The 26971-nt window shown below is 38.3% G+C and carries 22 protein-coding genes, 2 tRNA genes and 1 pseudogene; 9 read left to right on the top strand and 16 right to left on the bottom strand.

Annotated features, from left to right (window positions below; all coding sequences use genetic code 11):
• Positions 1-54: 54 nt before the first annotated feature.
• Positions 55-450 (bottom strand): hypothetical protein, encoded by a 396-nt coding sequence (locus tag B3P23_RS05630; RefSeq protein ID WP_293925014.1) that lies wholly within the window; start codon positions 448-450, stop codon positions 55-57.
• 485 nt (positions 451-935) lie between these two features.
• On the opposite strand from B3P23_RS05630, the gene B3P23_RS05625 reads away from it, so the two are divergent.
• Positions 936-2495 carry a Fic family protein gene (locus B3P23_RS05625; protein ID WP_045753510.1) on the top strand — a complete coding sequence of 520 codons (1560 nt, stop codon included), beginning with the start codon at positions 936-938 and terminating at the stop codon, positions 2493-2495.
• A gap of 81 nt (positions 2496-2576) precedes the next feature.
• On the opposite strand, the pseudogene B3P23_RS05620 reads toward B3P23_RS05625, so the two are convergent.
• The 7 genes and pseudogenes from B3P23_RS05620 to B3P23_RS05590 all read right to left on the bottom strand — a co-directional run.
• A pseudogene (locus B3P23_RS05620) lies at positions 2577-2888 on the bottom strand (conjugal transfer protein TraG); the annotation flags it as partial.
• A gap of 110 nt (positions 2889-2998) precedes the next feature.
• Positions 2999-3072 (bottom strand) — tRNA-Pro (locus B3P23_RS05615).
• Positions 3073-3284: 212 nt separating this feature from the next.
• Complete coding sequence (locus tag B3P23_RS05610; protein WP_293925013.1) at positions 3285-5141, bottom strand: DUF4859 domain-containing protein; 1857 nt, start codon at positions 5139-5141, stop codon at positions 3285-3287.
• A gap of 26 nt (positions 5142-5167) precedes the next feature.
• Entirely contained in the window at positions 5168-6136 is a 969-nt protein-coding gene (locus B3P23_RS05605; protein ID WP_045753506.1) for a hypothetical protein, read from the bottom strand.
• 3 nt (positions 6137-6139) lie between these two features.
• Positions 6140-7294 carry a DUF4859 domain-containing protein gene (locus tag B3P23_RS05600; protein ID WP_248755763.1) on the bottom strand — a complete coding sequence of 385 codons (1155 nt, stop codon included), beginning with the start codon at positions 7292-7294 and terminating at the stop codon, positions 6140-6142.
• Between the two features lie 23 nt (positions 7295-7317).
• Positions 7318-8793 carry a RagB/SusD family nutrient uptake outer membrane protein gene (locus B3P23_RS05595; protein ID WP_293925012.1) on the bottom strand — a complete coding sequence of 492 codons (1476 nt, stop codon included), beginning with the start codon at positions 8791-8793 and terminating at the stop codon, positions 7318-7320.
• A gap of 45 nt (positions 8794-8838) precedes the next feature.
• Positions 8839-12006, bottom strand: coding sequence for a SusC/RagA family TonB-linked outer membrane protein (locus B3P23_RS05590; protein ID WP_293925011.1), 3168 nt, complete (start codon positions 12004-12006; stop codon positions 8839-8841).
• A gap of 469 nt (positions 12007-12475) precedes the next feature.
• On the opposite strand from B3P23_RS05590, the gene B3P23_RS21460 reads away from it, so the two are divergent.
• Positions 12476-12607 (top strand): transposase, encoded by a 132-nt coding sequence (locus tag B3P23_RS21460; RefSeq protein ID WP_411028114.1) that lies wholly within the window; start codon positions 12476-12478, stop codon positions 12605-12607.
• A 131-nt stretch (positions 12608-12738) separates the two neighbouring features.
• Here the strand turns inward: B3P23_RS21460 and B3P23_RS05585 are convergent.
• Positions 12739-12812, bottom strand: a tRNA-Pro gene (locus tag B3P23_RS05585).
• A 340-nt stretch (positions 12813-13152) separates the two neighbouring features.
• Here B3P23_RS05585 and rplS point away from each other — a divergent pair.
• The 7 genes from rplS (at position 13153) to B3P23_RS05550 (ending at position 21861) form a co-directional block, all read left to right on the top strand.
• Complete coding sequence (gene rplS, locus B3P23_RS05580; protein WP_094771394.1) at positions 13153-13500, top strand: 50S ribosomal protein L19; 348 nt, start codon at positions 13153-13155, stop codon at positions 13498-13500.
• Positions 13501-13836: 336 nt separating this feature from the next.
• Positions 13837-14931, top strand: coding sequence for a carbohydrate-binding family 9-like protein (locus B3P23_RS05575; protein ID WP_066852724.1), 1095 nt, complete (start codon positions 13837-13839; stop codon positions 14929-14931).
• Between the two features lie 168 nt (positions 14932-15099).
• The gene (locus B3P23_RS05570) at positions 15100-16224 is read left to right on the top strand and encodes an acyltransferase family protein (RefSeq protein ID WP_293925010.1); all 1125 of its coding nucleotides are present in this window, start codon (positions 15100-15102) and stop codon (positions 16222-16224) included.
• A 163-nt stretch (positions 16225-16387) separates the two neighbouring features.
• Complete coding sequence (locus B3P23_RS05565; RefSeq protein WP_045755010.1) at positions 16388-18022, top strand: CTP synthase; 1635 nt, start codon at positions 16388-16390, stop codon at positions 18020-18022.
• Between the two features lie 15 nt (positions 18023-18037).
• On the top strand, positions 18038-19849 hold the full coding sequence (gene yidC / locus B3P23_RS05560; protein WP_293925009.1) for a membrane protein insertase YidC: 1812 nt from the start codon (positions 18038-18040) through the stop codon (positions 19847-19849).
• Between the two features lie 131 nt (positions 19850-19980).
• Positions 19981-20766: an META domain-containing protein gene (locus tag B3P23_RS05555; protein WP_293925008.1), complete on the top strand. Its 786-nt coding sequence runs from the start codon at positions 19981-19983 to the stop codon at positions 20764-20766.
• A gap of 207 nt (positions 20767-20973) precedes the next feature.
• The gene (locus B3P23_RS05550) at positions 20974-21861 is read left to right on the top strand and encodes a helix-turn-helix domain-containing protein (RefSeq protein WP_094771390.1); all 888 of its coding nucleotides are present in this window, start codon (positions 20974-20976) and stop codon (positions 21859-21861) included.
• Here the strand turns inward: B3P23_RS05550 and B3P23_RS05545 are convergent.
• The 7 genes from B3P23_RS05545 to B3P23_RS05515 form a co-directional block, all read right to left on the bottom strand.
• Positions 21858-22661: a DUF2490 domain-containing protein gene (locus tag B3P23_RS05545; RefSeq protein ID WP_293925007.1), complete on the bottom strand. Its 804-nt coding sequence runs from the start codon at positions 22659-22661 to the stop codon at positions 21858-21860. The genes B3P23_RS05550 and B3P23_RS05545 overlap by 4 nt on opposite strands.
• Positions 22662-22770: 109 nt before the next feature.
• Positions 22771-23667 (bottom strand): urea transporter, encoded by an 897-nt coding sequence (locus B3P23_RS05540; protein WP_293925006.1) that lies wholly within the window; start codon positions 23665-23667, stop codon positions 22771-22773.
• A gap of 50 nt (positions 23668-23717) precedes the next feature.
• The gene (locus B3P23_RS05535) at positions 23718-24509 is read right to left on the bottom strand and encodes an urease accessory protein UreD (RefSeq protein WP_293925005.1); all 792 of its coding nucleotides are present in this window, start codon (positions 24507-24509) and stop codon (positions 23718-23720) included.
• Position 24510: 1 nt separating this feature from the next.
• On the bottom strand, positions 24511-25149 hold the full coding sequence (gene ureG, locus B3P23_RS05530) for an urease accessory protein UreG (protein WP_045755017.1): 639 nt from the start codon (positions 25147-25149) through the stop codon (positions 24511-24513).
• A gap of 14 nt (positions 25150-25163) precedes the next feature.
• Positions 25164-25853: an urease accessory protein UreF gene (locus B3P23_RS05525; RefSeq protein WP_045755018.1), complete on the bottom strand. Its 690-nt coding sequence runs from the start codon at positions 25851-25853 to the stop codon at positions 25164-25166.
• Positions 25854-25858: 5 nt separating this feature from the next.
• The gene (locus B3P23_RS05520; protein ID WP_293925004.1) at positions 25859-26356 is read right to left on the bottom strand and encodes an urease accessory protein UreE; all 498 of its coding nucleotides are present in this window, start codon (positions 26354-26356) and stop codon (positions 25859-25861) included.
• A 2-nt stretch (positions 26357-26358) separates the two neighbouring features.
• A complete protein-coding gene (locus tag B3P23_RS05515; protein WP_293925003.1) occupies positions 26359-26949 on the bottom strand; it encodes a hypothetical protein in 591 nt (196 codons plus the stop codon).
• Positions 26950-26971: the final 22 nt, after the last annotated feature.

Below are 26971 nucleotides of genomic sequence, written 5' to 3'. Positions count from 1 at the left end.
CTTCGAAATATCATCCATCATTTTTTGGATTTTTTCTAATGTTTCGTCTATTTCTTACAGATTACTCGACTTATTAAAAGCTTCAAGCAGCTCCTCTTTGGGCTCTCTTTTTAAATCAAAATAGTTCTTACAGATGTATTTATGAAAATCTTTTTCATTCTCAATTGCGGCCAATATTCTTTTTCTTTCCTCATTCCGAAAATCTTTGAAAATTTCATCTTCGAATTTATCTTTCCTTTTTTTATCAAATTCTATATGTTCGAGATATGAAATAACCAGCGTTTGGAAGTCTTCTGAAAATGGATTTATCGATAAACATTCCTTTAACAGACGTTTCGAAATTTGCGAAAAATCTGCGCGGAATATAAATCCATCTTTTCTTAAATTTTCAAAAATCTCAGAAAGATCCCCTGCTGTAACCTCATTTAATGTTTTTTTCTTATCACCCATCGTTTGTTTATTGTTTTTTTCAATTAATCCACACCGATTTAGAAAAGAGATCTAGGCGGAGCGTTCGAAAAAGAACTTCAGATCCGTGTATGTGGATTTGAAGAGATACCTCAAAAAGAAAAGGGAAGCTACGATGTGGTTACCAGCAATATTCCATTTGGTGATACTACAGTATTTGACCTTTCCTATTCTAGGGGAAAGATCTTGCAAGAGCGAAAGCTGCCCGCAGTGTTCACAACTATTTTTTTTCAAAGGGAACGGACATGCTCCGTAAAGGCGGTGCTCTGGCTTTCATAACTTCTCCGGGTGTTGCTCAAATGCCTCCATTTAGTATGAGTTTTACAAAATTGTAAAGTTTACGAAAGCTCTGTATTAATTTAAAAAATAACACGGTTTAATATAATTACCACAACAATATTTACTAAATTTATCACATCTGTTTTTAATAAAAATAACACAGCAGTGTTTAATAAATTTATAAGGTTATGGCAACACCACGTGAAAGATTTGTAGAAGCCCTAAAATTCTTGCAAGAACTACAGGAAAAGGGGATTGTAGGCATTCATACCGATGATATGCCGAACCGGAAATACCGTGAGATACTTTCCAAAAATGGTTTTATACGAGAGGTAGCTAAAGGATGGTATATCACCACTAGTCCGGAGGAAAAGGATGGTGAGACAACAGCCTGGTATAGCTCTTATTGGAATTTTGTTGCTGTATTTCTAGAAAGAAAGTATGGTGATAATTGGTGCCTGTCTGCCGATCAATCACTATTGCTACATGCGGCCAATCAGTCGGTACCACAGCAATTGCTTGTTCGTTCGCCACAAGGAAACAACAATCCTACGCCGTTGCCACATAATACTTCATTGTTCAATATGCGTGGAGAACTGCCATCTGCAGATCAGCTTATGGTAACTCCAAACGGTATCCGGATGTACAATCTACAGTCGGCATTAATATACAGTTCTGCCAGCACCTATACCCGTAATGCTATTGATGCACGTACAGTATTGTCGCTGATACGCGATGCTTCGGAGCTTTTACCAGTACTTCTAGAGAACGGACATACTACTTTAGCCGGACGCCTTGCCGGCGCTTTCCGTAATATTGACAGGGACAAGATAGCCGATCAAATTATAGACACTTTTAAGCAGGCAGACTATGATATCCGTGAAGAAGACCCTTTTGAAAGCAAACTGGACCTAAAGTTGTCCACCCGTGAACGGTCACCCTACGCAAACCGTATACGCCTGATGTGGACACAAATGCGTGAAGTTGTGATCAAAAACTTTCCTGCTTCACCCGGCATTCCAGCCAATCATGATTTGTATATTAAAAATATAGACGATATATATTTGACAGATGCTTACCACTCACTATCCATTGAGCGTTACCGAGTAACGCCCGAGCTTATTGCTAAGGTAAGTTCAGGCGAATGGAATGCCAAAGAAAATGAGGAAGACCGAAAGCAACGTGATGCGATGGCCGCCAGGGGCTATTATCAAGCTTTCCTGTCTGTAAAAGAAAGTATAAGAGCTGTTTTACAAGGTAAAAATGCCGGTATACAAGCAGATATGGATCATTCAAAATGGTATAGAGAGCTGTTTGACCCAAGCGTAACTGCTGGAATACTGAAAGCATCAGATCTTGCCGGTTATCGTAACCATCAGGTATATATAGGTAATTCCAAGCATGTTCCACTTAGCGTAGACGCTATGAGAGATGCTATGCCTATATTGTTTGAAATGCTCGAAGAAGAACCAGAAGCTTCTGTTAGGGCTGTTTTAGGACATTTTATATTTGTATTCATTCACCCTTACATGGACGGTAACGGACGTATAGGAAGGTTCTTAATGAATGCCATGTTGGCTTCTGGAGGTTATCCTTGGACAGTGATACCCGTGGAAAGAAGAGATGAATATATGCAAGCGCTTGAAAAAGCAAGCGTAGATCAGGATATTGCTCCTTTTGCTGCTTTTGTTGGTTATCTGGTTAATGAGGGAATGAAAGGAAAAGCTGTAGCTGAATTGCCGGCATAACCTTTAATCCATCGAAGTTAAATAATCATGTTGAAAGCAAAAAGGATTGACAATACCGCCAATCCTTTTTGCTTTGTAACTCTGTACCAAATGCTGTAAATCCGAATCATTCTTAATACGTTCCAGTTCACTTTCAATGACATCGACATCCAATTTAATTTGCCTGTAGTTAGCTTCAATTTCCTGTTTCATCTTATCTTCTCCGTGGCTATCTACAAAGGATAAAATTTCGGGTATCTTTTTGTAGGCTTTGGCTTCAGCAGCAACCTTATCATTGTCCACCACAATTTCTGCATGGAAAATCTTTTTATCTATTCGTTCATCGAAATTATCAGATACAGATACCACAAATATGCCCTGTATCAATGTAGAGATTTTAGCAGCAGGTATCAGACCTTTAATTAAAGGGAATTTTTATAGAAAGCCTTGTAATAGCAATAAAAAAGGGATTAAAATGAAAAATGGCACCATTTGTCTTCCAATGGCACCATTTGTCGTTTTAGTCGGGGTGGCAGGATTCGAACCTACGACCTCCACATCCCAAATGTGGCGCGATACCGGGCTACGCTACACCCCGAAAAAGTATCACCTTTTTAACAAAGGCAAAGATAATATTTTCACTCATTTTTTGCAAGTAAAATGCTCCTAAATAAATTCATCATATAATCGGCTAAAAAAACGCCCCACCCTGTAAAATTATTACAGGTGTGGAGCGTTTTACTATTGTTTACTGTACGAACATGATTTCACAAAATAAACTTAACCAAGTTATTATCACTAAAAACAGAGCTATTTGATATTGAGGGTAAATACAAAAGTTGCTTGAACTGTCTTTGTTCCATTATAATTATACACCATGGCTTGCTTGAAAGTATATTTTTGTCCAGCGGTCAAAGCCCCTGGATACTGTCCTATTGAAAATCCGATTGTACCTGCATTAAATTCGGAAAAGAATGCTGAAGCAGCTCCCCATTGGGTTACATTACCTTTCTCAGTAAACCAATGACCGTAGCCCGTGGCCGTATTATTTGGATTTAAACTTCCATTCGACTCCACAGCGTAAAATTTTATTTTTCCACTGGTCATCAAATCCGCTAGATCTGCTGAAGATATAGCAAAAGCCTCACCGAGTTGAGTTGCATTAACGTTTACTTTTGTACCGGAGTATAAGGCCGCATCAGCAGCAAAACTAACATCATAATTAAAAGTAATATCTTTCGGCTGACTAATCACATCATTATATCCTATTGCAGTTGTATTGGTAAATTTGACCTCATAGGGCCACTGCTCATCATTGGTATCTACATCATCCCAAGCATGTGGCTCGTAAACTGTTGGGGCACCTGTAACGACAAACCACAAGTTAGAACAATTTACAGGAACAGTAAACGACACCTCATTATCAGCACCCTGTGCCATCTCACCATACACCCGAGTACCATCTTTGAGTAAAGCAACATAACCATATCTCCAGCCCGCACGAGTAGGATCTACGGTATTAAATCCTGGGACGTTGGTCAATCCTTTAAAAGATGTCGTCACCTTAGTGCCGGCAACTGGTAGATCCAAAGGAATCACATTGTAACCGGTTGTACCTGGACAACGATCATAAGTAACGCGAAGACTTCCATTGGACTGTCTTGTAAATTTTGTAGTCAGTTTACCAATATAATTTTTCCCATACTCCCTGATACTATTTAGATCCCAGGTCACAAAACGGGTAGCAGCTTCATAAATTTCACTGTTGAACTGATTGACGTTAATACCTGTTATACGCATATAGGCCTGAACCGGATCTTCTGGTTTTAAAGCCTCGCGCCAAATCCGACCAATCATATCTATTCCATGCTTATTAGCCCAATACCAATGGATAAAATAGCTAGCATAACGATACTTTTCGTGATGAATATGACGATAATAGTTTTCGGTATAGACCGTAAAATCATGTCCTGAAAAAGCCTGATCTGGATAGGTTTGATAAGCCTGCCATTGTGCCGTCTGCTCCCAAAATCCGTTACCATTTTTGCCACCAAAGCCATATCGAAAACCATGTCCTCCTTTCAGATCTGCAAACACCTGATATTGAAAACTATGGCCAATTTCATGTGCAATAACAGCCCCCACTGGTTTACAGGTCGCTGGATTGATCCATAATGCGCCAATTGTATCGTCATAACCACCTCCATAAGCCATCCAATCGGTCGTATAATGAACAAAAATCATCATCTTATACTTATCTAGATTAGACCGATTCATTTTACGTTCGGCAAATTTTAGGGTTGTGATATTCAATTGGTAAAACTGTTCAGCTTTGGCAAGAAGATCATCTATATCGACCCGATACGCTTCGGGAACAGTACTGGCATTCGGATCATTTTTCCCATAGCTTGCCCCCCAAAAGACGATAAAATGCTCCGACTGACGACTTCGCGCATACGCCCATTTACTATCCTTATTGTTATAATCCATGCCGGCAAACTCCTTCGGTTTATAGATCTTCAACGAATCATTATTGTCAACAGAAGGCTCCGTAGGTTGGATAGGCAATTCTTCATTGAGGTTATTCATCTTTTTGCTACACCCCTGCGAAATCAGCAAAAAAGAAACAATAAACAGCATCAAGATTTTATACAATATACTTTTCATAATTTGTGCTATTAATAAATTAGAGATCAACTATGCGTCACCGTTAAAAACCTGAACCGAACAATGTAAGTACCACTTCTATAAAATTTGATAGTGGATACTGGGTTAAGGTTACGCCCCAGACTAGTGGCAGTACCAATCACTCGATAATAAGAAATTGGGTCTCCAGACCAATATTCTGAACCAACGTAAGTACCATTCATAATGGGGTACACTAGACCCGAAACGTCTGGGTAACGATATACCAAGGCTGTATCGCTGACTTGTTCGGGATAATAAGGAGACCAATTTTTGAAGGTTGGTCTGTCACCACGTTTAATGACCTCTCCTTTTTTTGGATTAAAAGGTTTCCCATTTTTATCTTCCCATATGTACACAATCTTATTTTCCCCTTCAGGTTGATGTTCAATAGTTATTTCATAATCTGTATAAGGTAAGAAGTTGGCTTCCGCACCATAATCCGAACTCGTACAAGATTTAAAAAATACCGAGTCTTTTTTTGCTCCTATGACATTAAAATCGAGGATATTTTTAAATGTTCTACTTCCTGCAATATTACTTACCTCCACATCAATGCTGTATTGTCCAGGTTTAACAAATTGTGTGGCTGGCGAAAAACCAACCCTTCCCCCAATGGTATTGAGTGTCATCGCTGCATATTTGGCTTTACCAATCTTGGCGTTCAGTTGATCGAGCGTGGTATCTCGCCACGTGATTTCTGACAAATAAGTAGAAATCTCATGTTCTTTAAAAAATTCGGTTGTCAATTCGCCTGTTTCTTTATTTCTTACGTTCAGTAAATTAACTGTCAAGGGAGTTGTACTTCCATTTGCGATCAAAGACTGTGTATACACAACCATCCCTTGGTTCACCTGTAAATTAGCCACATTGTAGCGCATATTTTCACTCAAATAACCAATTTGATCGCTCTTGCAAGCTTGAAACACCAAAATGGATAAACTGGCTATGCCTAGTATAAAACTTCGTTTTTTCATAATTTATTTGATCTTAATGTGGAAAACAAAAACAGCTTTCAGGTCGCCTTTTGATTTCGATTTATACACGAGCGCTTGTTTTATGGTATAGGTTGTACCCACGGCAGCTTGTCCTGGATATTGCAGGATATTAAAGGTCATGACACCTGTTGCAGCCGTAGTAGCCAACTCCGAGACCACTCGTGCATCCGTACCCCAAAAGCAGGTTTGACCTTTTGAATCAAACCAATTTCCCGGTGCATTCGCGGTACTATTCGGATTTAATGTACCATTGGGTTCAACAGCATAGTAAGTGATATCTTTGCCCACAAGTGATGAAATCTGATTCGCTTGAATCCCGTAAAAACGGGCCAGACGCGGCAATAACAGATCCACGGCAGTTCCTGTATAACTGACTGCATCATATTTGATAGTCAAATCATAATCAAACGTAATTTCAGCCTCATTTTCCACAATCTTGGGACCTGTAAGTAGACGTGGCACAAAATCACCAATAAAAGTGTGGGTATTAGCCAATACGTTGAGCATGGTACCGGAGGATGTCCTGATACCTGTGGTCTGACAGCGTACACGCACATCTGACTGATCATCTTCTTTGACCGTGACGGTACCATCAGGTCCAATCTGATCTGCCTCGCCCCGTACTTTAACGTAGTACAAGTAATAGACAGGCTGCGAAGACCAGGCAGCTTTGCCTTGCTTTTGTTTATGATAAACAAAACCATTAAAATTACCCGAATTACTAATCCCCTTGTAACTCGTCGTTGCTGTCTCAAGATTATAGGCTGCATCATTATAGATGTAAGCTCGGACTGAATCAACAGGAATTTCATTTAAAAATTGGGTAAAAGAATATTGTGCATTTTCATCCACAAACTTCACAGAGTCTGCCTTTTGTTTGTAATACCGATTGACAGAATAATCCGACGGTGCCCAAAATGTTTTCGCCTGGTTAATCTCATCTTTCATTTTAAAATGGTCAATAACCAAAAGCAAGGTGTCAAACATCCCGTTGGGATGTGCTGCGAGGTAGTCATAAGTAGACAAATTCACTTCAGCTACATGGATCCCGTCATCCGTAAGGTACGCTGCCTTCTTACAGGCGACCATGGTCAGGCCAAAGAACAGCAGTAGGGCTAATTGATATAAGGTTTTCATTTATTTCAAGTTTTGATAGTGGATTACATATTTACCATTCCCCAGAATGGCGTCTGATTAAGCATAGGATTAGCGTCTAACAAGCTTTGATCAAAGGGCCAAAAATATTTTTTTGCATTAAATTGCGATTGGTTCATTTTGCCTTCTGGAAATTTAAACACACCAAAATGCTTATATAGTCGCACCAAATCGTAATAGCGGTGCCCTTCTAAAAATAGTTCGCGTGCACGCTCATTAAAGATCGCCTGAATTAGTGGTTCGTCCTTGTCGTAAGCAGACAATCCTGCTTGTGTACGGATTTCATTCAAGATGGTCTCCGCAGCACCATTATTACCGATGGCCGCCATAGCCTCGGCCAGCAATAATTTGATATCCGAATACCGAAAGATCACCATGTTATTTTTAAATACGGCATTAGCATTGGAAGTGGTACTGGAATATCTGACGTTTGCATATTTGGTACAAAGCGCGTAGTTGCTATTATATTCCACATCAAATACACTTTTAAAACGCTTGTCTTTGGTGTCTTTGAATAGATTTTTAATATAATCCTGACTGATTCTAAAGAATGGATCGGTCAGGATACGATAGTAAGGTCCTGCCAAGGTGTAATAACCTATTCCGTTCCTCGAACCCTCATTTACTCCATTTTGTGAGATTTCAAAAATTCCTTCATTAGATTTCCCCTGATAAATGCTCCGGTACCCGATGCTGTCTCTACCCACAAAAGAATAGAGACCACTTTCCAATACGGATTCTGCAGCTTGGATACAGTCGGGATATTCTCCTCTCCAGGCACTTAGATGTGCCTGCAGTGCAAGCGCAGCTCCCATACTGCCACGTACCGCAAAATCATTCTTATCAATATTCTCCCATTTAAGCAAGGTCAAAGCCTTGGTCAGATCTGCTTGGCTCTGGTCCAACACGTCACTTTCTCGACTCACGGCAAGGTTGACTGCATTGATTGGCGCCACGGACTCTGTTATAATAGGGACAGTTCCCCATACTCTTGCCATATAGAAATAAGCAAATGCGCGCATAAAATACGCTTCACCGATATAATAATCACGTACTGATAAGTCATCAAACAAGCTTTCATCCATCTCAGGGAGTTTCTGGATCACTCGGTTAGCCTGATCGATCACCTGGTAGAAGATGTCATAACGACGTAGTGGATACATAGGCCTAAAGGATTCACCCGCTGGCACAGGCGTATTCAGCTGCATATTGATAATCGGAGCAAAATCCTGATCCGAAGAAGAGGTAAATTCGTCAGTCAATAGATCACCATACGCATAAAAGGCTGTTCCACTCGCCTGATTTAGTGCCTTACGCAAAAGTGCATATATTGATGCCGTTGCATCGTTGGCATCGGCCTGCGTCTTCCAAAAGTTTTCATCTGTAGCAGAGCTGACAGGCTCAATATCCAAAAACTTAGAGCAACTGGATGCCACATACAACAGTGAAGTCAGCATCAAAAACAATATTTTTCTTTTCATCTGTAAATAATTTTATTTCCATCGGTCAGACGGAGTTGACTACGATTAAAACGTTACATCTAAACCTATCGTCCATTTTTTTGGGATCGGATAGCCATTACCTGTTGAATAACCATTGGCTTGTACAGCTTCAGGATCAGGTACTGAGGACCACGACTTAATTGCCACATTATCGACCACGCCATACATGCGGAGCATTTTCAATTTAAGTTTCTGTATCATTGCCTGTGGAAACGTATAGCTCAGTTGTATATTTTTCAAACGCACAAAGCTGGCATTTTCTACAAAAGTACTGTTGGCAATATGCCAGTTGTCCACCGTGTTGCGAAACAAATTCGGAAACTTGGTCTGGTCACCCTCTTTCATCCAAAAATCACTAGATTTGAAATCCCCAGCAATCGCAGAATTAGTTCCCCATGTATTATATAAAGACGAAGATCCTGCATCCTGCAACTTATCGGATAAATAACCATTCCATAAAGAACGTCCAACAACAAAACTTATCAGCGTAGATAGGCTAAAGTTTTTATAAGAAAACTGGTTAATAAATCCACCCACAAGATCAGGATTGGGATTTCCCATGTCAATCTTATCGTTATAATCAATCACATAGTCACCGTTGACATCCCTACGTCTAGGGTCTCCAGCTTGATAAGGAACACTTTGATTGAAATGATAAATTCTTCTTCCGGTCAGGGGATCTATAGGTACCTCAGCATTAGTCGCATATACTCCATCGACATCCCAGACCTTGAACGGAAAAATAGGCTGGCCAACATTCAATGCACGTTGCATCCAGGGTGGGCCCACCTGTATTTCCTTTCCACCATCAGGCAAGCTGGTCACGTAATTTTTGTTATAGGCAATATTGAAGTTTGTAGTCCACTGGAATGCCGATCCAGGTGCCATATTACGGGATACAAGCGTTAGTTCGACACCACTGTTTCTGACACTAATAAAATTGTTCGAGATACTACTATAGCCTGATGTAATCGGCATCATCAGGTCATAGACCAGATCCTTTGAGTCACGTATATAAAAATCAGATGTCACGGTCAGCCGATCGTGCAATAGATTCATGTCAAAACCAATGTTTAGCTGTGGTGACCGTTCCCATTTAATAGTAGCAGACGTCGCTGGTGAACCGTAGTTGGGATAGGTGGTTCGCACACCATTATAAGACAATAACGAACCTTCGATACCATTGTCCAGTACCGAACCATTGTAGGAGGCATCAAATGTCAACGTATTATAACGTGCATATACCGATCCTGGATCGCGCCCAGTCAACCCATAACTACCTCGCAATTTAAAAAATGACACCACATTTTTTACTTCCTGAAAAAATGGCTCTTCCGAAAGTACCCATCCTGCCGAGATCGAAGGAAAAATACCCCACCGATTGTCCTTACTGTAGCGTGAGGAAGCATCCATACGGTAACTTGCCGAAACCAAGTATTTATCCTTATAGTCATATCCAAAGCGCCCGAAAAATGATACCCTTGATCGTTCACTGATGGATGTTACAGCATAAAGATCGGATCCTGGAGGAATTCCGGTAACTGTCTTCACATAATCCCCATTATCACTATATCCATACATATAATTATTGTTGGAGGTATTACGCTCGATACCAGTCCCTAAAACTGCACTTAGGTTATGAATATTCCGAATACTTTTGATGTAGTTGAAATAAGTCTCCCACTCCCATCGTTTATTTTGATTAACCCAATTTTGAGCAAAGTTGCGGTTTCCCGTCAGAAGTTTGGGACGAAAAAGATCGCGTGTATTGTTATTTACGTTGAATGAAAATTGAGACCGCAAAGTAAGCCCATTGATCAGAAATTTTTTAAGTGTAGCCGCAAAGTTACCATTCAGGCTGAAGGAGTTGTCGCGATCCATCATTCCATCATAACGACCAGTATAAATCCGTTCTTCAACATCGGTAATTTCATATAAAGAAGAAGGAAATCCCCAAGTACTGAACGGGTATTTCTGATCATCGCCAGAACCGTGTTTAGCTTTTGTAAAACCTGCAAATAAATTGGTCTCAAATTGGAAGTTATCTGTCGGATTGGCCTGTAACATCAAGCGAGGAGTTAAGTTCTCATTTTCAAATCCCATCATCACCCCTTGCTCATAATACCGTTGTGCAGAGAAACGGTACATAAATTTCTCCATGGTCGCGCCAATGCTCATATTCACATTATTGATATTGGCAGACTGCAGAAAAAGTCCCTGCCAATCGACATTATTATTAAAGGAAGGATTCAAACTATCGGTCAACATCTGGCTAATCGATCCGTTGTTGAACCAGTCATACGCTCCTCCATTATACAGTAAGTTCATCTTCATTCTTCTTTCCGCAGCTCCTACGGTAATCGGTTTCATCGCCGGGCGATTTGAAACGCCGTTGTATGCAGAGATACGTATCTCAGGCTTACCATGCGCTGGACGTTTGGTTTTAATGATGATGACTCCATTTGCAGCACGTGCACCATAGATGGCCGAAGCAGATGCATCTTTTAATATATCGACCGACTCAATATCGTTGGGGTTTATAGCCTGCAAAGGACTTGTATTACCATATGCTGCTTGAATATCACTAACATCGTAGATGATATTATCAATCACATATAAAGGTGCCTGCAAGACATTATCCGCCAATCCCAAGTTACTCGTTCCGCGTATATTAACGATGTTATTGGTCCCTGGCTCGCCCGATGTGCTCAATACCGTCAATCCAGCTACACGCCCCTGTAACATAGCGTCAAAAGTTGCATAAGGAGTATTTTCAAAATCTTTACCTTTTACCGTAGCGATCGCTCCGGTTGTCTTTCGACGCTGCACATCCTGATACCCCATCACAACTACTTCATCTAGCCCAGTACCATCTTCTTGCATCGTGATCCGCAGCGTATTTTCACCAGCACTTAGTAGCTTCTCCTGCTTAAGATAGCCAACATAGCTAAATACCAAGGTCGGATTTGCCGATTTGAGCTTCATGGAAAACTTACCATCAGCATCAGATTTGGAGGCATTTCCCATTCCTTTTTCCACAATACTCAGATCAGACAAAGGTTTTCCCTTTTCATCTTTAACGATTCCAGTTATCGTTCTTTGTTGTTGCGCATTGAGCTGCTGGCACAATAATAGCAACAATACTAAAATACCAAATAGGTTTTTTTTTGGTGGATTTTCATACATATTCATAATTTATTAAACAGGTGTAATTCAGCTCTTCATAGGTTCAGTCACTTCATCTATTTTGCACGGACAGCACGATATAAATACCAATCTATCAGGCCGATTATAGTATTTCTTAAATTGATTAGTTGTACTCTGATAGACCAAAATTAGTGTTTGGACAGACAGTATTTCCATCGAATTTTACCAACTCATGCTCATATTTTAACAGAAATAGGAGAAAGTGTTGGTATTGATACTTTTTTATCAGAAAGCTGGGGGGGGATAATCATTGCTCTTAGGGGTGGACAGTATAACAGCGGAAAAAGGGTAACGATGCTGCTGGAACGATCATCTAAATATTAAAAAAAACATATAGGCATTCTCAGGAGCTTTCCTGGATATTCAGCACAACCACGGACAAGAAGCACAGATTTATCCGATTATCACGATGGATCAAAAAAGTAGAAAAGGCAGGCTTTAAATCCTTAACGCTTTGGCAAGCACAATACCATTACACCACAAGAACATACGGAACTACTTCGACAACAAAATCGGACATGCATCTGTTGAATCTTTCCATGCAAGAATAAAAAATCTCAAGAAGCCTATTTATAGAAGGGGGTGACATGAAGTATTGATGTTCAGAATTACTAGATTATTTGCTTGGTCAACAGCTTTTGAAACTGCCCCAAAACAATTAAGTTTGTCCGAAAAATGTCTAAAAAAGAAAAAGCCACTGATAATCAGTGGCTTTTGTCGGGGTGGCAGGATTCGAACCTACGACCTCCTCGTCCCAAACGAGGCGCGATACCGGGCTACGCTACACCCCGAAAAGGTATCACCTTTTTTTATTGTGATGCAAATATACAGCGATTTTTCAATGTATCAACACTATTTTTCACTTCCCTCATTAAAGAGCTGATTTATTGAGAAATAAAATATCATATCCACATTTAATAAAATGTGGAAAGATCAAAATCAGGATGTGCAAAACTTTTTATCATATATCCAAGCCTAGGGGTCTAAATATTAAAAGGGTTTTTCTATCTTTGCAACAAACTAAGGCAGCTTACATCTTTTTGAAAAAAGTATTTCTTAAAGTAAAAAAAAAGCTGTAATATTGCATTCCGATTTTTACAGGCTAATAATCGTATTTAATTACTCAAAATCATGGATTTAGTAAAATTTGTAGAAGAACAAGCGGTAATCAAAAATGAAGTTCCCGCATTTAAAGCAGGAGACACCATAAGCGTTCATTATAAAATTCGCGAGGGAAATAAAGAGCGTATCCAAATTTACCAAGGTGTGGTTATCCAATTGAACAGCGAAGGTGTTAATTCAACTTTCACTGTACGCAAAATTTCAAATGGCATTGGTGTGGAACGTATCTTCCCTATAAATTCGCCAAACATTGAAAAAATTGTAGTAAACAGCTACGGTAAAGTACGTCGCGCTAAATTATTTTATTTACGTGGTCTTACTGGTAAAGCTGCTCGTATTAAATCTAAAAGAATCTAATCACGACTACGCAAGTATAAAAAAAGGCATTGGAATTAATTCAAATGCCTTTTTTTATTTTCTTCCCTTCCTACTTTTACATCGTAACACCTGAGGTTCTAGCTTCTCCTATTTCAACTCAATCTAAGACATTTTTGGTTAAAAAACATGATCAGGTATCATTCGACCACTGGTCTACCTATTTTTTTGGATGGTATAACCCGCTGTCTCAACCCCAATCAATTCAAGCTCTAAACTACCGCAGCTCATTAAATATGAGCAACATTTTCTTTACATGTCAAAAATCATTTTCATGCTAAATCTTTTTAGTTTATCTTATGGGCAGAAAAGTATATTATGAACAAATCTATTTTCAGTCTCCTATTCTTATGCTGTTTTTATAACAGTTATGCTCAAAACGCTATTCAAGATTTTTTAGCGTTACAATCTATTCCGAAAACTTATGCAGTCCTCAAAACGACCGAATCTCTAACAATTGATGGTAAAGACGATGAAAAAAGTTGGACAAAAGCAAAGACCATCAACAATTTTGAAGATATACAAGGCGGTGACTTTAAAAAACCTTCCTATAAAACCGAAGTAAAAATGCTTTGGGACTCCACTTATCTATATGTGTATGCAAAATTATATGAGCCACATATCTGGGGAGATATTGATCAGCACGACGAGATTATTTATCTCAACAATGACTTTGAAATATTTTTAAAACCAAACCTTCAACAGGCGGAATATTATGAAATAGAAGTCAATCCCCTAAATACGATCTTTGATCTGATGCTACCAAAACCTTATCGCTTCGGCGGACAAGCCATCACACACTGGGACGTAAAAAACCTAAAATCAGCCGTACATATCCATGGCTCGCTCAACAATCCACACGATATCGATTCTTTCTGGTCCGTTGAATTTGCCATTCCACATCAGTCACTCTACGCCTTCGGAAACTCTCCGATGCCAAAAAAAGATGATTATTGGTTATGCAACTTTTCGCGCGTGCAGTGGCAACATGACATCAACAATAACCGTTATAGTCGAAAAAAAGAAAACAATAAAATCCTTCCAGAAGACAATTGGGTATGGTCACCCATCGGTTTAATTAATATGCACTATCCTGAGAGATGGGGATATCTACAATTTGTAGAACAATCTCAAGAGCAAGAACCAGCACTTCCAGATAGTTACGCTGTCACCAAATTAGCTTGGAATATCCATTATTTACAACAATTGTTTAAAAAAGAAAATCGTCGCTATAGTGATCAATTGACTACACTTTCGCTGTATAATCAATACCTATTACCTGCTTTAAAAGATTTTCAAGTCACTTTGGATATAAATAAAGATAAGCAGAGCTATAGTATGAAAATTATGGACAAACATTCAAAAAAAATTCAGGTATCCTTAGATAGCCGAGGTAATTTTGATCTTTACTAGTATACTTTAGAAATACGAAAGTGTACCTTCAACGGTTCAAGGGTGTCCCAATCCTAAAAAATATGCTGTTCATATCAAATACATCGTGTTTAAAAGGCTGTTAGGCCCATTTGTAAGAACAAAAATAACACCTGAAAATAAACTAATATTACTATTTTTACGGCAACAATGTATAAGAATATATCTTTTTTTCCAAATCTAAATGCGTTCCGTTTTTTTGCAGCACTGCTTGTCATCTTTCACCATGGAGAAGTGATTCGTGCAAAAAATGATTTCATTAGCTATGAACATTTCAGTTTTTTTCAAAATGGAACCACAGCTGTCAAATTTTTCTTCGTATTGAGTGGTTTCTTGATCAGTTATTTGTTGCTAAAAGAAAAAGATCATAAAAACACGATATCTATTAAAAATTTCTACCTCAAAAGAGTGATCCGCATTTGGCCCTTATATTTTTTATTGGTTGTCATAGGCATCGTTATCTTTCCCTTTCTATTTCAGTTCTTACATATCAACTATGCATTCCCCTATACCCTAGGACAAGTTTGGTTGTTGTTTATTCTATTTTTACCCAGTCTCGTTACCTTTAAATATGGTTCGCACCTATTGGAACCTCTATGGTCCATCGGTGTTGAAGAATGGTTTTATATGATATGGGCTCCCTTATTTAAATGGATCAATAATAAGCTCGCTTTAATTATAAGCGTATTTCTAATCAAGATCCTATTATTGGTTCTTTGTTTCAACAACATCATTACCGACCCATTAATCATACACCTCATTAAAACTTTTGCCTTCGAATCTATGGCAATAGGGGCTCTTGGGGCTTATTTCTTATACCGTACGACCCTAAACTTGCAAGCATGGTATCAAAAGTATGCCCTGGTCAATTATCTTTTATTTGCCTTGCTTTTTGTATATTTCTTTTTCAGAAATACCTGTACGGCATTAATTGGATACGATATTTTTGAGCATTGGGTCTTTTCTTATATCATTCTTAATGCCCTCTTTCTTCACCTTATCCTATATATTGGAGTAAAATTAAACACAACATCTTTATTTAGCAGTCGATTTCTAGATTATGGTGGGAAAATATCCTATGGGATCTACATGTATCATATGATCGTGATATTTGCCGTTATTCACTTAGGAAAAAAGTACCTATTGGCACTCGATTCACAACTCAGCTTCCTAATTTTCTATGTTTTGGTGATAACAGGAACCTTTCTTACAGCACATCTATCGAAAAAATATTTCGAGGACTTTTTCATGAAATTCAGATCAAAATTAAACTAGAAGAAAGTATAAATCCAACAGTGGCATGATAAGAAAAAGTAATTTTTAAAAATTAAAGACAAAAAAAACGTTGTCTTCCACAAATATTCTTATCTTTGTATCCCGTACATAAAGCAGATATTTAGGCCATTTTAGGCCTTATATTTTGAAATCCATTATTGATATGACTAAATATATTTTTGTTACGGGCGGCGTTACTTCGTCGTTAGGGAAGGGTATTATTGCATCCTCTCTTGCTAAACTTCTCCAAGCACGTGGCTACAAGGTTACGATTCAAAAATTTGACCCTTACATTAACATTGATCCAGGAACATTAAATCCATATGAACATGGTGAGTGTTACGTAACGGAAGATGGTGCTGAAACAGATCTTGATTTAGGTTATTACGAACGCTTCTTAAATGTCCCTACCTCACAAGCCAATAACGTGACTACAGGACGTATTTATCAATCTGTAATCCAAAAAGAACGTGCAGGTGAATATTTAGGAAAAACAGTACAAGTTGTTCCCCATATTACAGATGAGATCAAAAACCGCATGCGTTTATTGGGTGAAACAGGAAATTACGATATTGTTATTACAGAATTAGGTGGTACTGTAGGGGATATCGAATCTTTACCATTCATCGAGGCTGTTCGTCAGTTGAGATGGGAATTGGGCACACATGATTCTGTTGTTATACACTTAACATTAGTACCCTACTTAGCTGCAGCCGGTGAGTTAAAAACAAAACCAACACAACACTCCGTTAAAACATTATTAGAATACGGTATCCAACCCGATATTTTAGTATGTCGTACAGAACATAAATTGACACAAGAGATTCGCAAAAAATTAGCTTTGTTTTGCAATGTCAACATCAATGCTGTCGTTGAATCTATTGATGCACCAACTATTTATGACGTTCCTTTAAATATGTTGAAAGAGCAATTGGACAAGACCGTTCTTGCTAAATTGAAACTTTCGAACAAAAATGAACCTGATTTAGATAGCTGGAAGGCTTTCTTAGGTAAATTAAAAAATCCGACAAATGAAGTAAACATCGGTTTGGTGGGTAAATATGTGGAGTTACCAGACGCATACAAATCTATCGTTGAAAGTTTTATTCACGCAGGTGCATCCAATGAATGTAAAGTAAAATTAAAATACATTGCAGCAGAAAGTGTGAATGATGAGAATGTTCAGGATAAATTAAAAGAAATGGATGGTGTACTCGTTGCTCCAGGTTTTGGAGAACGTGGATTAGAAGGAAAATTAGCGGCTATCAAATATATTCGTGAAAACAATATTCCTTTCTTTGGTATATGTCTAGGTATGCAATGTTCAGTTATTGAATTTGGTCGTAATGTATTGGGTTTAAAAGATGCAAATAGCACAGAAATGAATCCAGATACACCACATCCAGTAATCAATTTGATGGAAGATCAAAAAAATATCACCAACATGGGCGGTACCATGCGCTTGGGTGCTTATGACTGTGATATCAAAAAAGGAACAAAAGCATATGCCATTTATGGCAAAACAAGAATTTCAGAGCGCCACCGTCACCGTTATGAATTCAATAATGACTATTTGGAGCAATATGAGGCAGCAGGTATGATTACTTCAGGTATCAATCCAACTTCAGGTTTAGTGGAGATTGTAGAGCTGAAAAACCATCCTTTTTTCGTGGCAGGACAATTTCATCCAGAATTAAAGTCAACTGTTGCAAATCCTCACCCACTTTTTGTTAGCTTTGTAGCCGCTGCTTTGTCAAATAAGAAAAATAAGATACAAAAGCAGGAAACAATTAAGTAAGTTTAATTTAAAAAAATGGATAGAAATACCCTTATTGGTTTACTTCTGATGTTCGGAATCATAGCCGGTTCATTTTATTTGATGAAACCGTCCGAAGTAGAAATAAAGAAAGAACAAGTTCTACAAGATTCGTTAGCACGCGTTAAAAAAGGTTTAGCGCCTTTGGCAGACTCGACAAAAGCGAATACACAACAACTAGCAGCACAAGCGGCCAAACCTCTTGATTCTGCAGCATTGAAACTTCCTTTTGGAGCAACAAAAGTTGGAACTGAAAAAATCATTACCGTAGAAAATGATAAAATCATCGCCAAAATAAGTTCGAAAGGTGGTCGTGTAAAATCTGTACAACTCAAAGGTGAAACAAATTTTAATGGCCAGCCATTAGTATTATTCGAAGGTGACCACAATAGATTTGGATTAAAATTCAATGTCGCTGGTGAGAACATCAATACCAATGATTTATTTTTCACATCAGAAGATGCTGATGTAAAAGTTTCAGGTGAAGATTCAAAATCGATTAAATTACAATTGGCTTATGGAGCTGATCAGTATATTGAATATATATATACGATAAAAGGTAATGGTTACAACCTAGGTCTTGATATCAACACAAAAGGTATTCAAAACAAGATCGATCAAAAAACGATTGCTTTAGATTGGGAGACAATTTTGTTACAGAAAGAACAAAATATCGATTCTGAACGTCAAAAATCTACCATCTATTTTAAAGAAGCAGGTAATGTAGATCATTTATCAGAAGCAAAAGACGAAGAAAAAGAGCTTAAAGAAAAAGTAGAATGGATTGCATTCAAGCAACACTATTTCTCCAACATCCTTTCCAGCAAAACAGGCTTCTCTACAGCAGATGTAAATGTAAAAACGACAATCGAAGCCGACGTTGTTAAACTTTATAGCGCAACAGCACGCCTTGATTATGCAACCCAAAAAGATAATAGTTATTCGTTAAATTTCTTTTTCGGCCCTAATCAATATAAAACATTGAAAGCAGAGGGACATGATTTTCACAAGATCATCAATATGGGATGGGGACCGATGCGCTGGATCAACCAATTCATTACTGTACCTGTATTTGATTTCTTGGACAATTTCCACCTGAGCTATGGTATCGTGATCCTAGTACTGACATTATTGTTAAAACTGGTCTTATCACCATTGACATACAAATCTTACCTATCCATGGCAAAGATGCGTGTGTTGAAACCACAATTGGATGAAATCAAAGCTAAGGTCGGTGAAGACAATGCCGTATTACTACAGCAGGAGCAAATGAAATTGTATAAAACAGCTGGTGTAAATCCATTAGGAGGTTGTCTTCCATTGGTATTACAGATGCCGTTTACAATTGCCTTTTTCTACTTCTTCCCGAATTTATTCGAACTGAGAGGAGAAAGCTTCCTGTTTATGAAAGACATGTCGACATACGATACCTTATTCTCATTCTCACCAATTTTTGGCGTGAATCACGTATCTTTAATGTGTGTATTGATGACCTTAACTACACTATTGACGACTTGGTATAACAATGCAACTTCAGGTGCTACAGGACAGATGAAATATATCGGTTATATTATGCCGTTAATTTTCTTCTTCGTTTTGAATAGTTTCCCTGCAGGTTTAAACTATTACTACTTCTTGAGTGCAATCCTTACTTTCTTAACACAATTGATCATCCGTTCAATGGTTAATGATGATAAGATCTTAGCTAAATTAGAAGACAATAAAAAGAATCCTAAAGTGCAAAAAAAATCGTCATTCCAATCAAGAATGGAAGAAGCGATGCGTCAAGCACAACAAAATAAAAAATAATAGCGAACTTTATATCGCTGATTGAAAGAGGAAACCTATTCAGGTTTCCTCTTTTTTTGTATGAAATGTAGCATAAGTTCAAACCAAACGTTCTAACTATTGTTAAACAAACATATCAAAAAAGATAAAAGATGAAATTCAATCAGATTTTAATCATGGCGACGTTGATCGTGGGATTAAGCAGTTGTTCCATTTACAAGAATAATACGAATAAAGAAACATCAGCAGAGGTGATACAGCTAAAAGGAAACAAGTGGCAATTAATCGAAGTAGATGGCAAGACAGTACCCGCAAAAGTAAATGGTCGCGTTCCCTACTTACAATTTGAAGATAACAGATATGCTGCCAATGCAGGTTGTAATACGCTAGGTGGAGTAGTAAATAGCGTAGGAAAAAATAAAATTAAATTCGAACAAGGTATCTCTACCATGATGGCTTGTCCGGAATTTGATATCGAACAATCCTTATCCAAAGCTATTATTGCTGTAGATAGCTACACCATTGCTGGAGAAATATTGAGTCTGAATAAAGGTAGTAAGACCTTAGCTAAATTTACACTTATCAAACCTGAAAAAGGCGAACAAGCATTAGCTGGGACTTGGGAACTGGATTATATCTCTGGACCACGTATTGCATTCAAGGGTTTATATCCAAATGAAAAACCTACGATCACATTTGATCTAAGTACAAAGAAAGTATCAGGAAATAGTAGCTGCAATAATTACAATGGTACATTTAAAACCGAAAATAATCACATTAGTTTTGGTCCATTAGCATCGACTAAAATGGCATGTGAGGGCTCTGGAGAAAGCGTTTATTTCAGCACACTAGGCAAAATCACTTCATTCGATGTCAATGGAACTACATTGACTTTGATCATGGGGGATATTGCGATGATGCGTTTTCAAAAAAAATAAAATATCAACTCAAATAAAAACAATAAACAGAAAAAAGCTCCAAGTATTTGGAGCTTTTTTTATCTCCATTATATCGTAGCACTTCAAACTAAAACAAATTTTATCGATACGATTACACTGTAAATTAGGTCGCTAAATCGTATATTTGTACATACACCATCTCTTTCATGAACATCATATGAAAAGGTTTTTTACAGAAATAGCACTATGAAATCGTCGATTAAGATTATCAACAATTACGAATACAAAAAGCTTTTTTTGCCTGATGTAACCGAGCATAATCTCTTCAATGAAAGCAAAATACAAGTCTACCGTATCGAAAATTACCTACGGAGTATTCTCATGCCCGTTATCCCATACCGTACCACCTTCAATTTTTTAATTTTTGTAACCAAAGGAACCTTGACACAACATCTCGAGTCAGGATCCTATACATTAGCAGAAAATCAGGTGATTAATGTAAAACAAGGAAATATTACCGCTACGTTAGCGATCTCTGATGACGCCGAAGGTTTTTTTATCGTTTATGAAAATGAAATCGTGACAGATATTGAATTAGGTATCAATGATATCCGATTTTTTAATTCACATCCCTTTACTCCTCTTTCAGAACATGTTTCTGTATGGATCCAAAAAATGCTTGAACTCTTAGAGGAAGAACTTTTTACCGAAGGAAAGGTCATGGAAATCTGTGTATCGATGCTACAATGTGTCTTGTTAAAAATAATTAAAACCGATTATGAAGTAAAAGCACCGATGAGTAGACAATTGGATATTGCATTTCGATTTAGAGAATTCGTACAGAAATTTCACACCGATCATAAGAATGTTTTATTTTATGCCAACTTATTGCACATATCGGAAAACTACCTTAACAAATGTGTGAAAGAAGCAACCAATAAACCTCCTAAACAATGGATCAATGAAATCAGTATCCTACATAGCCAGATATTACTACAGGATGCTACCAGGGATATTGCAGGCATTGCATTTGAAATGAAATATAAATCACCCTCCTACTTTACCCGTTTATTCAAGAAAGTCACCGGTTATTCACCCAGTGATTATCGAAAACATAAATTTCTATCCGATTAGTGTTTCTTTTTATAAGGAAGGTTCCAGATCAGATCAACAGCGAGATAATGAACACCAAAGTCTGCTTGACGATAGCCTTTAATTAAATCATTCATATATCCTACATCCACGTGCAAAGGAGTATTCGGGATATCCGTCATGTAATATAAAGCCAAACGCGATTCCTTATAAGCAAATTTTGACCATTCATCTTTCGGCTCATACATTTTACTTACCGCAAACAAGCCCTCAGCACTAAACGCAAGTTCCTGTTTATTCTTATCCGAAAGCTTCAGATTCACCTGTGTTTTAAGTCTAGTTCGCAATTGAAAATTCTCCTCTGCTTTCTTAAAATCCGCAGTAAAGAATTTACGAAATTCCTGTCTAACTGTATTTTTCCATTTCCAGCGCTCACCGAATCTGAACGTATAAGCATAGCGGCCATACAAGCGAAACTCCTGCTCGACTCCTTCACCATGATAAGGAGCATCTGCATCATATACATCCTGACGACGATAGCTCAACGCATAACTATATTGCTGGTTCTTAGCAAATTTGTGATAGACCTCATGATTGAGTACAAAAATAGCTTGTTTATGAAAAGGATTGGAATCATCAGGTGTACTTTTGGTTCCTAGGCCGAGGTAAGTCAAAGCTTCTTTCGTACCAGTACTATCCAGTTGCCTTTTAAGACCAATGGCAGACCAGGAGGCCGTTTTTGCTTTTCCCAATCCAGGAGGACTAATCTGAGCATGAAGTAATAAAAATGGACTGATAACAAGGAAGAGTAAGGATAATATTTTATAAAGCGTTTTTTTCATCGATAAATAGTTTTATTTTATGAACATTGATCTGTTTTATACCCGTACAAACTGACCAATGGCGACTCCACCATTGATCAGCTTATATAGTAGCTAGCATTTGTTATTTTTATGATAATCTGCTTTTAAACGTTTCTTCAAACCACCCCACAATCCATTTATCCAGACGTTTAACAGGTTCCATAGCCCACATAGCCACTACAAAAGGAAAAGTCAGTGTTGTCCAGCCATAGTGCACGAGCACATGATCACAATAAGTAGCAATCACGACAGCAATAAGGACATATAATCCATCCCGTACACGAGTACCGCTTAAAGCAATACCACAGAGTACAGCATTAAAGCTAAACGTTCCGTTGCTGATCATCGTTTCCGATTCATGACCATAATGAGATAGGTAAATGCTGATGATCACCGCTGCGAAAGCATAAAGTGCAGCCATCGGATTGCTCATAAATACCCCAAGGAAAAAGATCAATCCCGCAATCAGGCTTCCTTGAAAGATCACTTGCCCGAAAGCATGTCCCTCGATCAAGAAATCATCCATTTCTTGGATATCCACAAAGTGTTGTGATACGGTAGGCATAGCAAGCTGTGGAATACTCAAGATATAGAGTGAAATCCACGTTATTGCTATAAAAGGAAATGTAAAAGCAGGTAAATTTCTTTTGAGCGCAAAACCCATCATCAGAGTGGTCAACATGGAACCAACAATCAATGTCATCCAGATCCAGATATTGGCCTCAAAATAGAAAACCAGAGCGACACCAAATAGAGAAGCATTAAAACCAAATAATCCATTATTGATATGCTCTTCATCGTATTTTAAGATTTTCGCTGTTGCGAATCCGACAATATTGGCCAATATACCAGCCGTACCCATCAAAGTCGAGTCATATAAAATAGCACTGATAAATAATATGCCTGTCCAAGCATTAGCCTGCAACATGATCTGTCCGAAACCTCTAAAAAAAGCTTTTATATAAGCTAAAACTTGATCCCTCATTTTGAGATAAATTGATAAGATAAGACTAAAATATAGCCCCATTAAAATAATTAAATAAGGAGTTCAGCATCCCACAGTTCCTGCTGGATCTCCTGAAAAATAGTAAACAACTGCTCGGCACCATAACCCAATATTCGGATCATAAACCCATCCTGCTGTAGCGCACTGATTCCAAATTCGATATCCGTAAGATGCTCATACTGCTGATGGAATTTTTCGATCCAGTCCCCAACAGCTTTCCCTGATGTATTGAGATAAATAAATGTTCCCTGATGGGTAAAACCTTCCAATATCCCGATATCCTGTATCGGCATTTTGTCGGGTTGCAGAAGCACATTATCTTTCAATATCAGTCGGCCATCTACATAACATTGGGTTAGGTTCTGAAAATGATTATACTCAAAAACCTCTCCCGACAGTTTCCGTCCACAAGTCACGATATCACTCAAGATGAGGTGACAGTTCTTTTGCATGTGGATAATATTATGGCTGAGAAAATGAGAAGAATTTTGAGGAACAATAGGGTGCGGAACAAAAGAAAACACCGCACCTTCGCCGAGCGTCACTTCTGTTTTTTGTACCGATTTACCTTTCATATGAAAAAGACGCTGATACGCTTGGGTCTGCAATTGCAATTTAGCACCAGGATCTATCCTAATTTGGATCCGATGATCATCACCATCCAGTAACCCCGGTGATGAACTCATAATCATCAAGTATGCCCCTTTATCCCTCCTGTATTGTCCTACCGGAACGATACGAAAAGGCTGTGTGACATAAGCATCCTTGAGATAAGACTTTCCTTCACGATGGGCAACGTTGATATTTAAAGAACAGATCATATTAACGCAATAAATTAGGTTCAGCTACATCATGCAGCAATGCATATTTTTTGATCCATCCAATGATTTCATCCAATCCCGTTCCTGTTTTCAAATTCGAAAATAAAAAGGGAGCCCCCTTTCGCATCTTACGAGCATCATGCTCCATCACCTCCAGACTAGCACCAACATAAGGAGCCAAATCCATTTTATTGATCAGCAATAAATCTGAACGGGTAATCGCCGGTCCACCTTTACGGGGCATCTTTTCTCCCTCACCCACATCGATCACAAAAATGGTGATATCCGCAAGATCAGGACTGTAAGTTGAAGTCAAATTATCACCGCCACTCTCGATCAAGATCAATTCAAGATCTGGAAAGCGCTCAGCAAGTTCTTCCACAGCCTCCAGATTCATGCTCGCATCCTCACGGATAGCTGTATGCGGACAACCACCCGTCTCTACTCCAATAATACGATCTGGAGACAACGTACTGTTTTTAGCCATGTATTCGGCATCCTCCTTCGTGTAGATATCATTGGTAATAACCGCTAGATTCAATTCATGTTTCAAACGTTTACATAAACACTCCAACAGTGCCGTCTTTCCAGATCCAACTGGACCACCCACACCTATCTTAACATATTTTCTATTTTCCATTTGTTCATATTTAATTAAGAAATGTAAACCCGTGTATACAACCGTTCATGCTGCATACAGCGGATATCAAATCCAACATTACAAAGACCGATCAGATCACGATCCACTTCCAGCGTTTCATCACATAAAGTCATCAGATCATCGTGCAGATAAAACAAAATATCCTGACCATCCAACTGTCCAAGAGGCACCAATTTTACAGCATTGGTCACCATCGTTATGGCGGCATTATAATAGTAGCCATGCAAGGCTTCCCGGATTGGGATGTCAAGTAAAGCTGCCAACATACCATACACCAAACAGTAATGACTATCCACTTTCTTCTGTTTAATCAATTCACCCCAAGAAATCAATATCGGTTGCTGCTGATATCGTGAAAAAATCTTATACAAGCGCACACCCAATTTCTTACTCGCTTCACGGATTTCCTTCGGACTCTTCAATGCCGTACACTCCTCATCCAAAGACCGCAACAGATCGATATCAAGATTGCGGGTAGCATCATAAGCAAGGCGCATCAAAGCCGCATCATTATACTTCAAGTTATACCACAAATTGTGTCTCACGTACGACTCCGCGGTAGCTTTATTATGCACGATCTCCTTTTGCACATAGGTTTCCAATCCATTAGAATGTGTAAATCCACCAATCGGTAACGTGGGATCTGACAAATGAAGAAGCTTACCTAGAAATTTATTTTCCATATTTTTTATGCTTTAATAAATAAAGGGATCCCCTTTGTTGAAGATTTGAGCCGACGATGATAATTTGCATCGACATGAGCATTCAACTGACGCAGTAATTGGCGAGAGGCAAGTGTATAAGAAATACCTTGCTTATCCAGCCAGCTTTTCATCGTTCGCTCAAAAGGAATCAGTAATTCGTTGCCCTTCACAAATAAGGGCAAATGCTTGTTTCCGATTTCACAACTTATAAAAGCAATCTCCAAAAAATTCAACATTTCTATACAGATCACATCACAAGCACGGATGGCGATGACAACAATTTTGTCAGCATCCTCGTACAGAATATCTCCATCATGCAATTGCGAAGTGTTTCCCAATAATTTAAAGGCGATATCCATACCCTCCTCCGTACGCAAACGTTGAATACGTTTGGTAGATTCGTACCATTCAATCATGAGCAGATCACAACGCTTATTGACCACCTCGTTTTTGATATTTCTTGTGATTTCTGTAATAATCATTATTATCCCTTAATAAATAGATTTTTTGATATCCCAAGACCAACCGTAGAACCATTGATGCCAGTGATAATTTCATGATCATTCGGTATAGAAACATCTTTACTATGCTTCTTCTTATAAGAAAGCTCTGCAACCTTTGCTTTTAATGCCCAACCTTTACCCAAGCTAATACCCACCAAAGGATAAGCTCTTAGCAAGTAGCCGTTATAGCTACCGTCCGTCATCACATCTCCAGCATTAACAACATGCTCATTTCCCCATATATAATGAGCCTCAACCTGACCGATTAAATTAAAATATTTACCTAGAGGCCAAGTATTGCTGTAAAATGGTCCGACCTCATGAAAATGATCAGTAAAATCCAATGCCTTATTTTTCGAAGTACTGAAACCATAGTTCAGCCCCACATTCATATTATCATTAAAAAAATAACCGATCCCCAGTGGTGCCGCACTGAGCTGATGACCTGCTTCAGTTTCATGGTAGTTGAATGAACCATAAAGCATAACACCACCTTTTTGTGCGTAGGCAGATGGTATCGAAAAGCATGCTATTGCTAAACAGCTTGCTAATAATAGTTTCAAATTTTTCATTATTATTTATTCACAATTTATG

It is taken from the genome of Sphingobacterium sp. UBA6320 (assembly GCF_002440335.1).
GTDB lineage: Bacteria > Bacteroidota > Bacteroidia > Sphingobacteriales > Sphingobacteriaceae > Sphingobacterium.
Note: the sequence above shows the minus strand (reverse complement) of the source record. Positions and strands in the feature narration are given on the sequence as shown.

Bases quoted from the DNA above. Each gene is read 5' to 3' on its own strand.
- B3P23_RS05625 (WP_045753510.1), top strand. From the start codon at position 936: ATGGCAACACCACGTGAAAGATTTGTAGAAGCCCTAAAATTCTTGCAA.
- B3P23_RS05545 (WP_293925007.1), bottom strand. From the start codon at position 22,661: ATGAAAAAAACGCTTTATAAAATATTATCCTTACTCTTCCTTGTTATC.
- B3P23_RS05595 (WP_293925012.1), bottom strand. From the start codon at position 8,793: ATGAAAAGAAAAATATTGTTTTTGATGCTGACTTCACTGTTGTATGTG.
- B3P23_RS05590 (WP_293925011.1), bottom strand. From the start codon at position 12,006: ATGAATATGTATGAAAATCCACCAAAAAAAAACCTATTTGGTATTTTA.
- B3P23_RS05535 (WP_293925005.1), bottom strand. From the start codon at position 24,509: ATGATCTGTTCTTTAAATATCAACGTTGCCCATCGTGAAGGAAAGTCT.
- B3P23_RS05515 (WP_293925003.1), bottom strand. From the start codon at position 26,949: ATGAAAAATTTGAAACTATTATTAGCAAGCTGTTTAGCAATAGCATGC.
- B3P23_RS05630 (WP_293925014.1), bottom strand. From the start codon at position 450: ATGGGTGATAAGAAAAAAACATTAAATGAGGTTACAGCAGGGGATCTT.
- rplS (WP_094771394.1), top strand. From the start codon at position 13,153: ATGGATTTAGTAAAATTTGTAGAAGAACAAGCGGTAATCAAAAATGAA.
- B3P23_RS05520 (WP_293925004.1), bottom strand. From the start codon at position 26,356: ATGATTATTACAGAAATCACAAGAAATATCAAAAACGAGGTGGTCAAT.
- B3P23_RS05540 (WP_293925006.1), bottom strand. From the start codon at position 23,667: ATGAGGGATCAAGTTTTAGCTTATATAAAAGCTTTTTTTAGAGGTTTC.
- yidC (WP_293925009.1), top strand. From the start codon at position 18,038: ATGGATAGAAATACCCTTATTGGTTTACTTCTGATGTTCGGAATCATA.
- B3P23_RS05610 (WP_293925013.1), bottom strand. From the start codon at position 5,141: ATGAAAAGTATATTGTATAAAATCTTGATGCTGTTTATTGTTTCTTTT.
- B3P23_RS05600 (WP_248755763.1), bottom strand. From the start codon at position 7,294: ATGAAAACCTTATATCAATTAGCCCTACTGCTGTTCTTTGGCCTGACC.
- B3P23_RS05565 (WP_045755010.1), top strand. From the start codon at position 16,388: ATGACTAAATATATTTTTGTTACGGGCGGCGTTACTTCGTCGTTAGGG.
- B3P23_RS05555 (WP_293925008.1), top strand. From the start codon at position 19,981: ATGAAATTCAATCAGATTTTAATCATGGCGACGTTGATCGTGGGATTA.
- B3P23_RS05525 (WP_045755018.1), bottom strand. From the start codon at position 25,853: ATGGAAAATAAATTTCTAGGTAAGCTTCTTCATTTGTCAGATCCCACG.
- B3P23_RS05605 (WP_045753506.1), bottom strand. From the start codon at position 6,136: ATGAAAAAACGAAGTTTTATACTAGGCATAGCCAGTTTATCCATTTTG.
- B3P23_RS05575 (WP_066852724.1), top strand. From the start codon at position 13,837: ATGAACAAATCTATTTTCAGTCTCCTATTCTTATGCTGTTTTTATAAC.
- ureG (WP_045755017.1), bottom strand. From the start codon at position 25,149: ATGGAAAATAGAAAATATGTTAAGATAGGTGTGGGTGGTCCAGTTGGA.
- B3P23_RS05570 (WP_293925010.1), top strand. From the start codon at position 15,100: ATGTATAAGAATATATCTTTTTTTCCAAATCTAAATGCGTTCCGTTTT.
- B3P23_RS05550 (WP_094771390.1), top strand. From the start codon at position 20,974: ATGAAATCGTCGATTAAGATTATCAACAATTACGAATACAAAAAGCTT.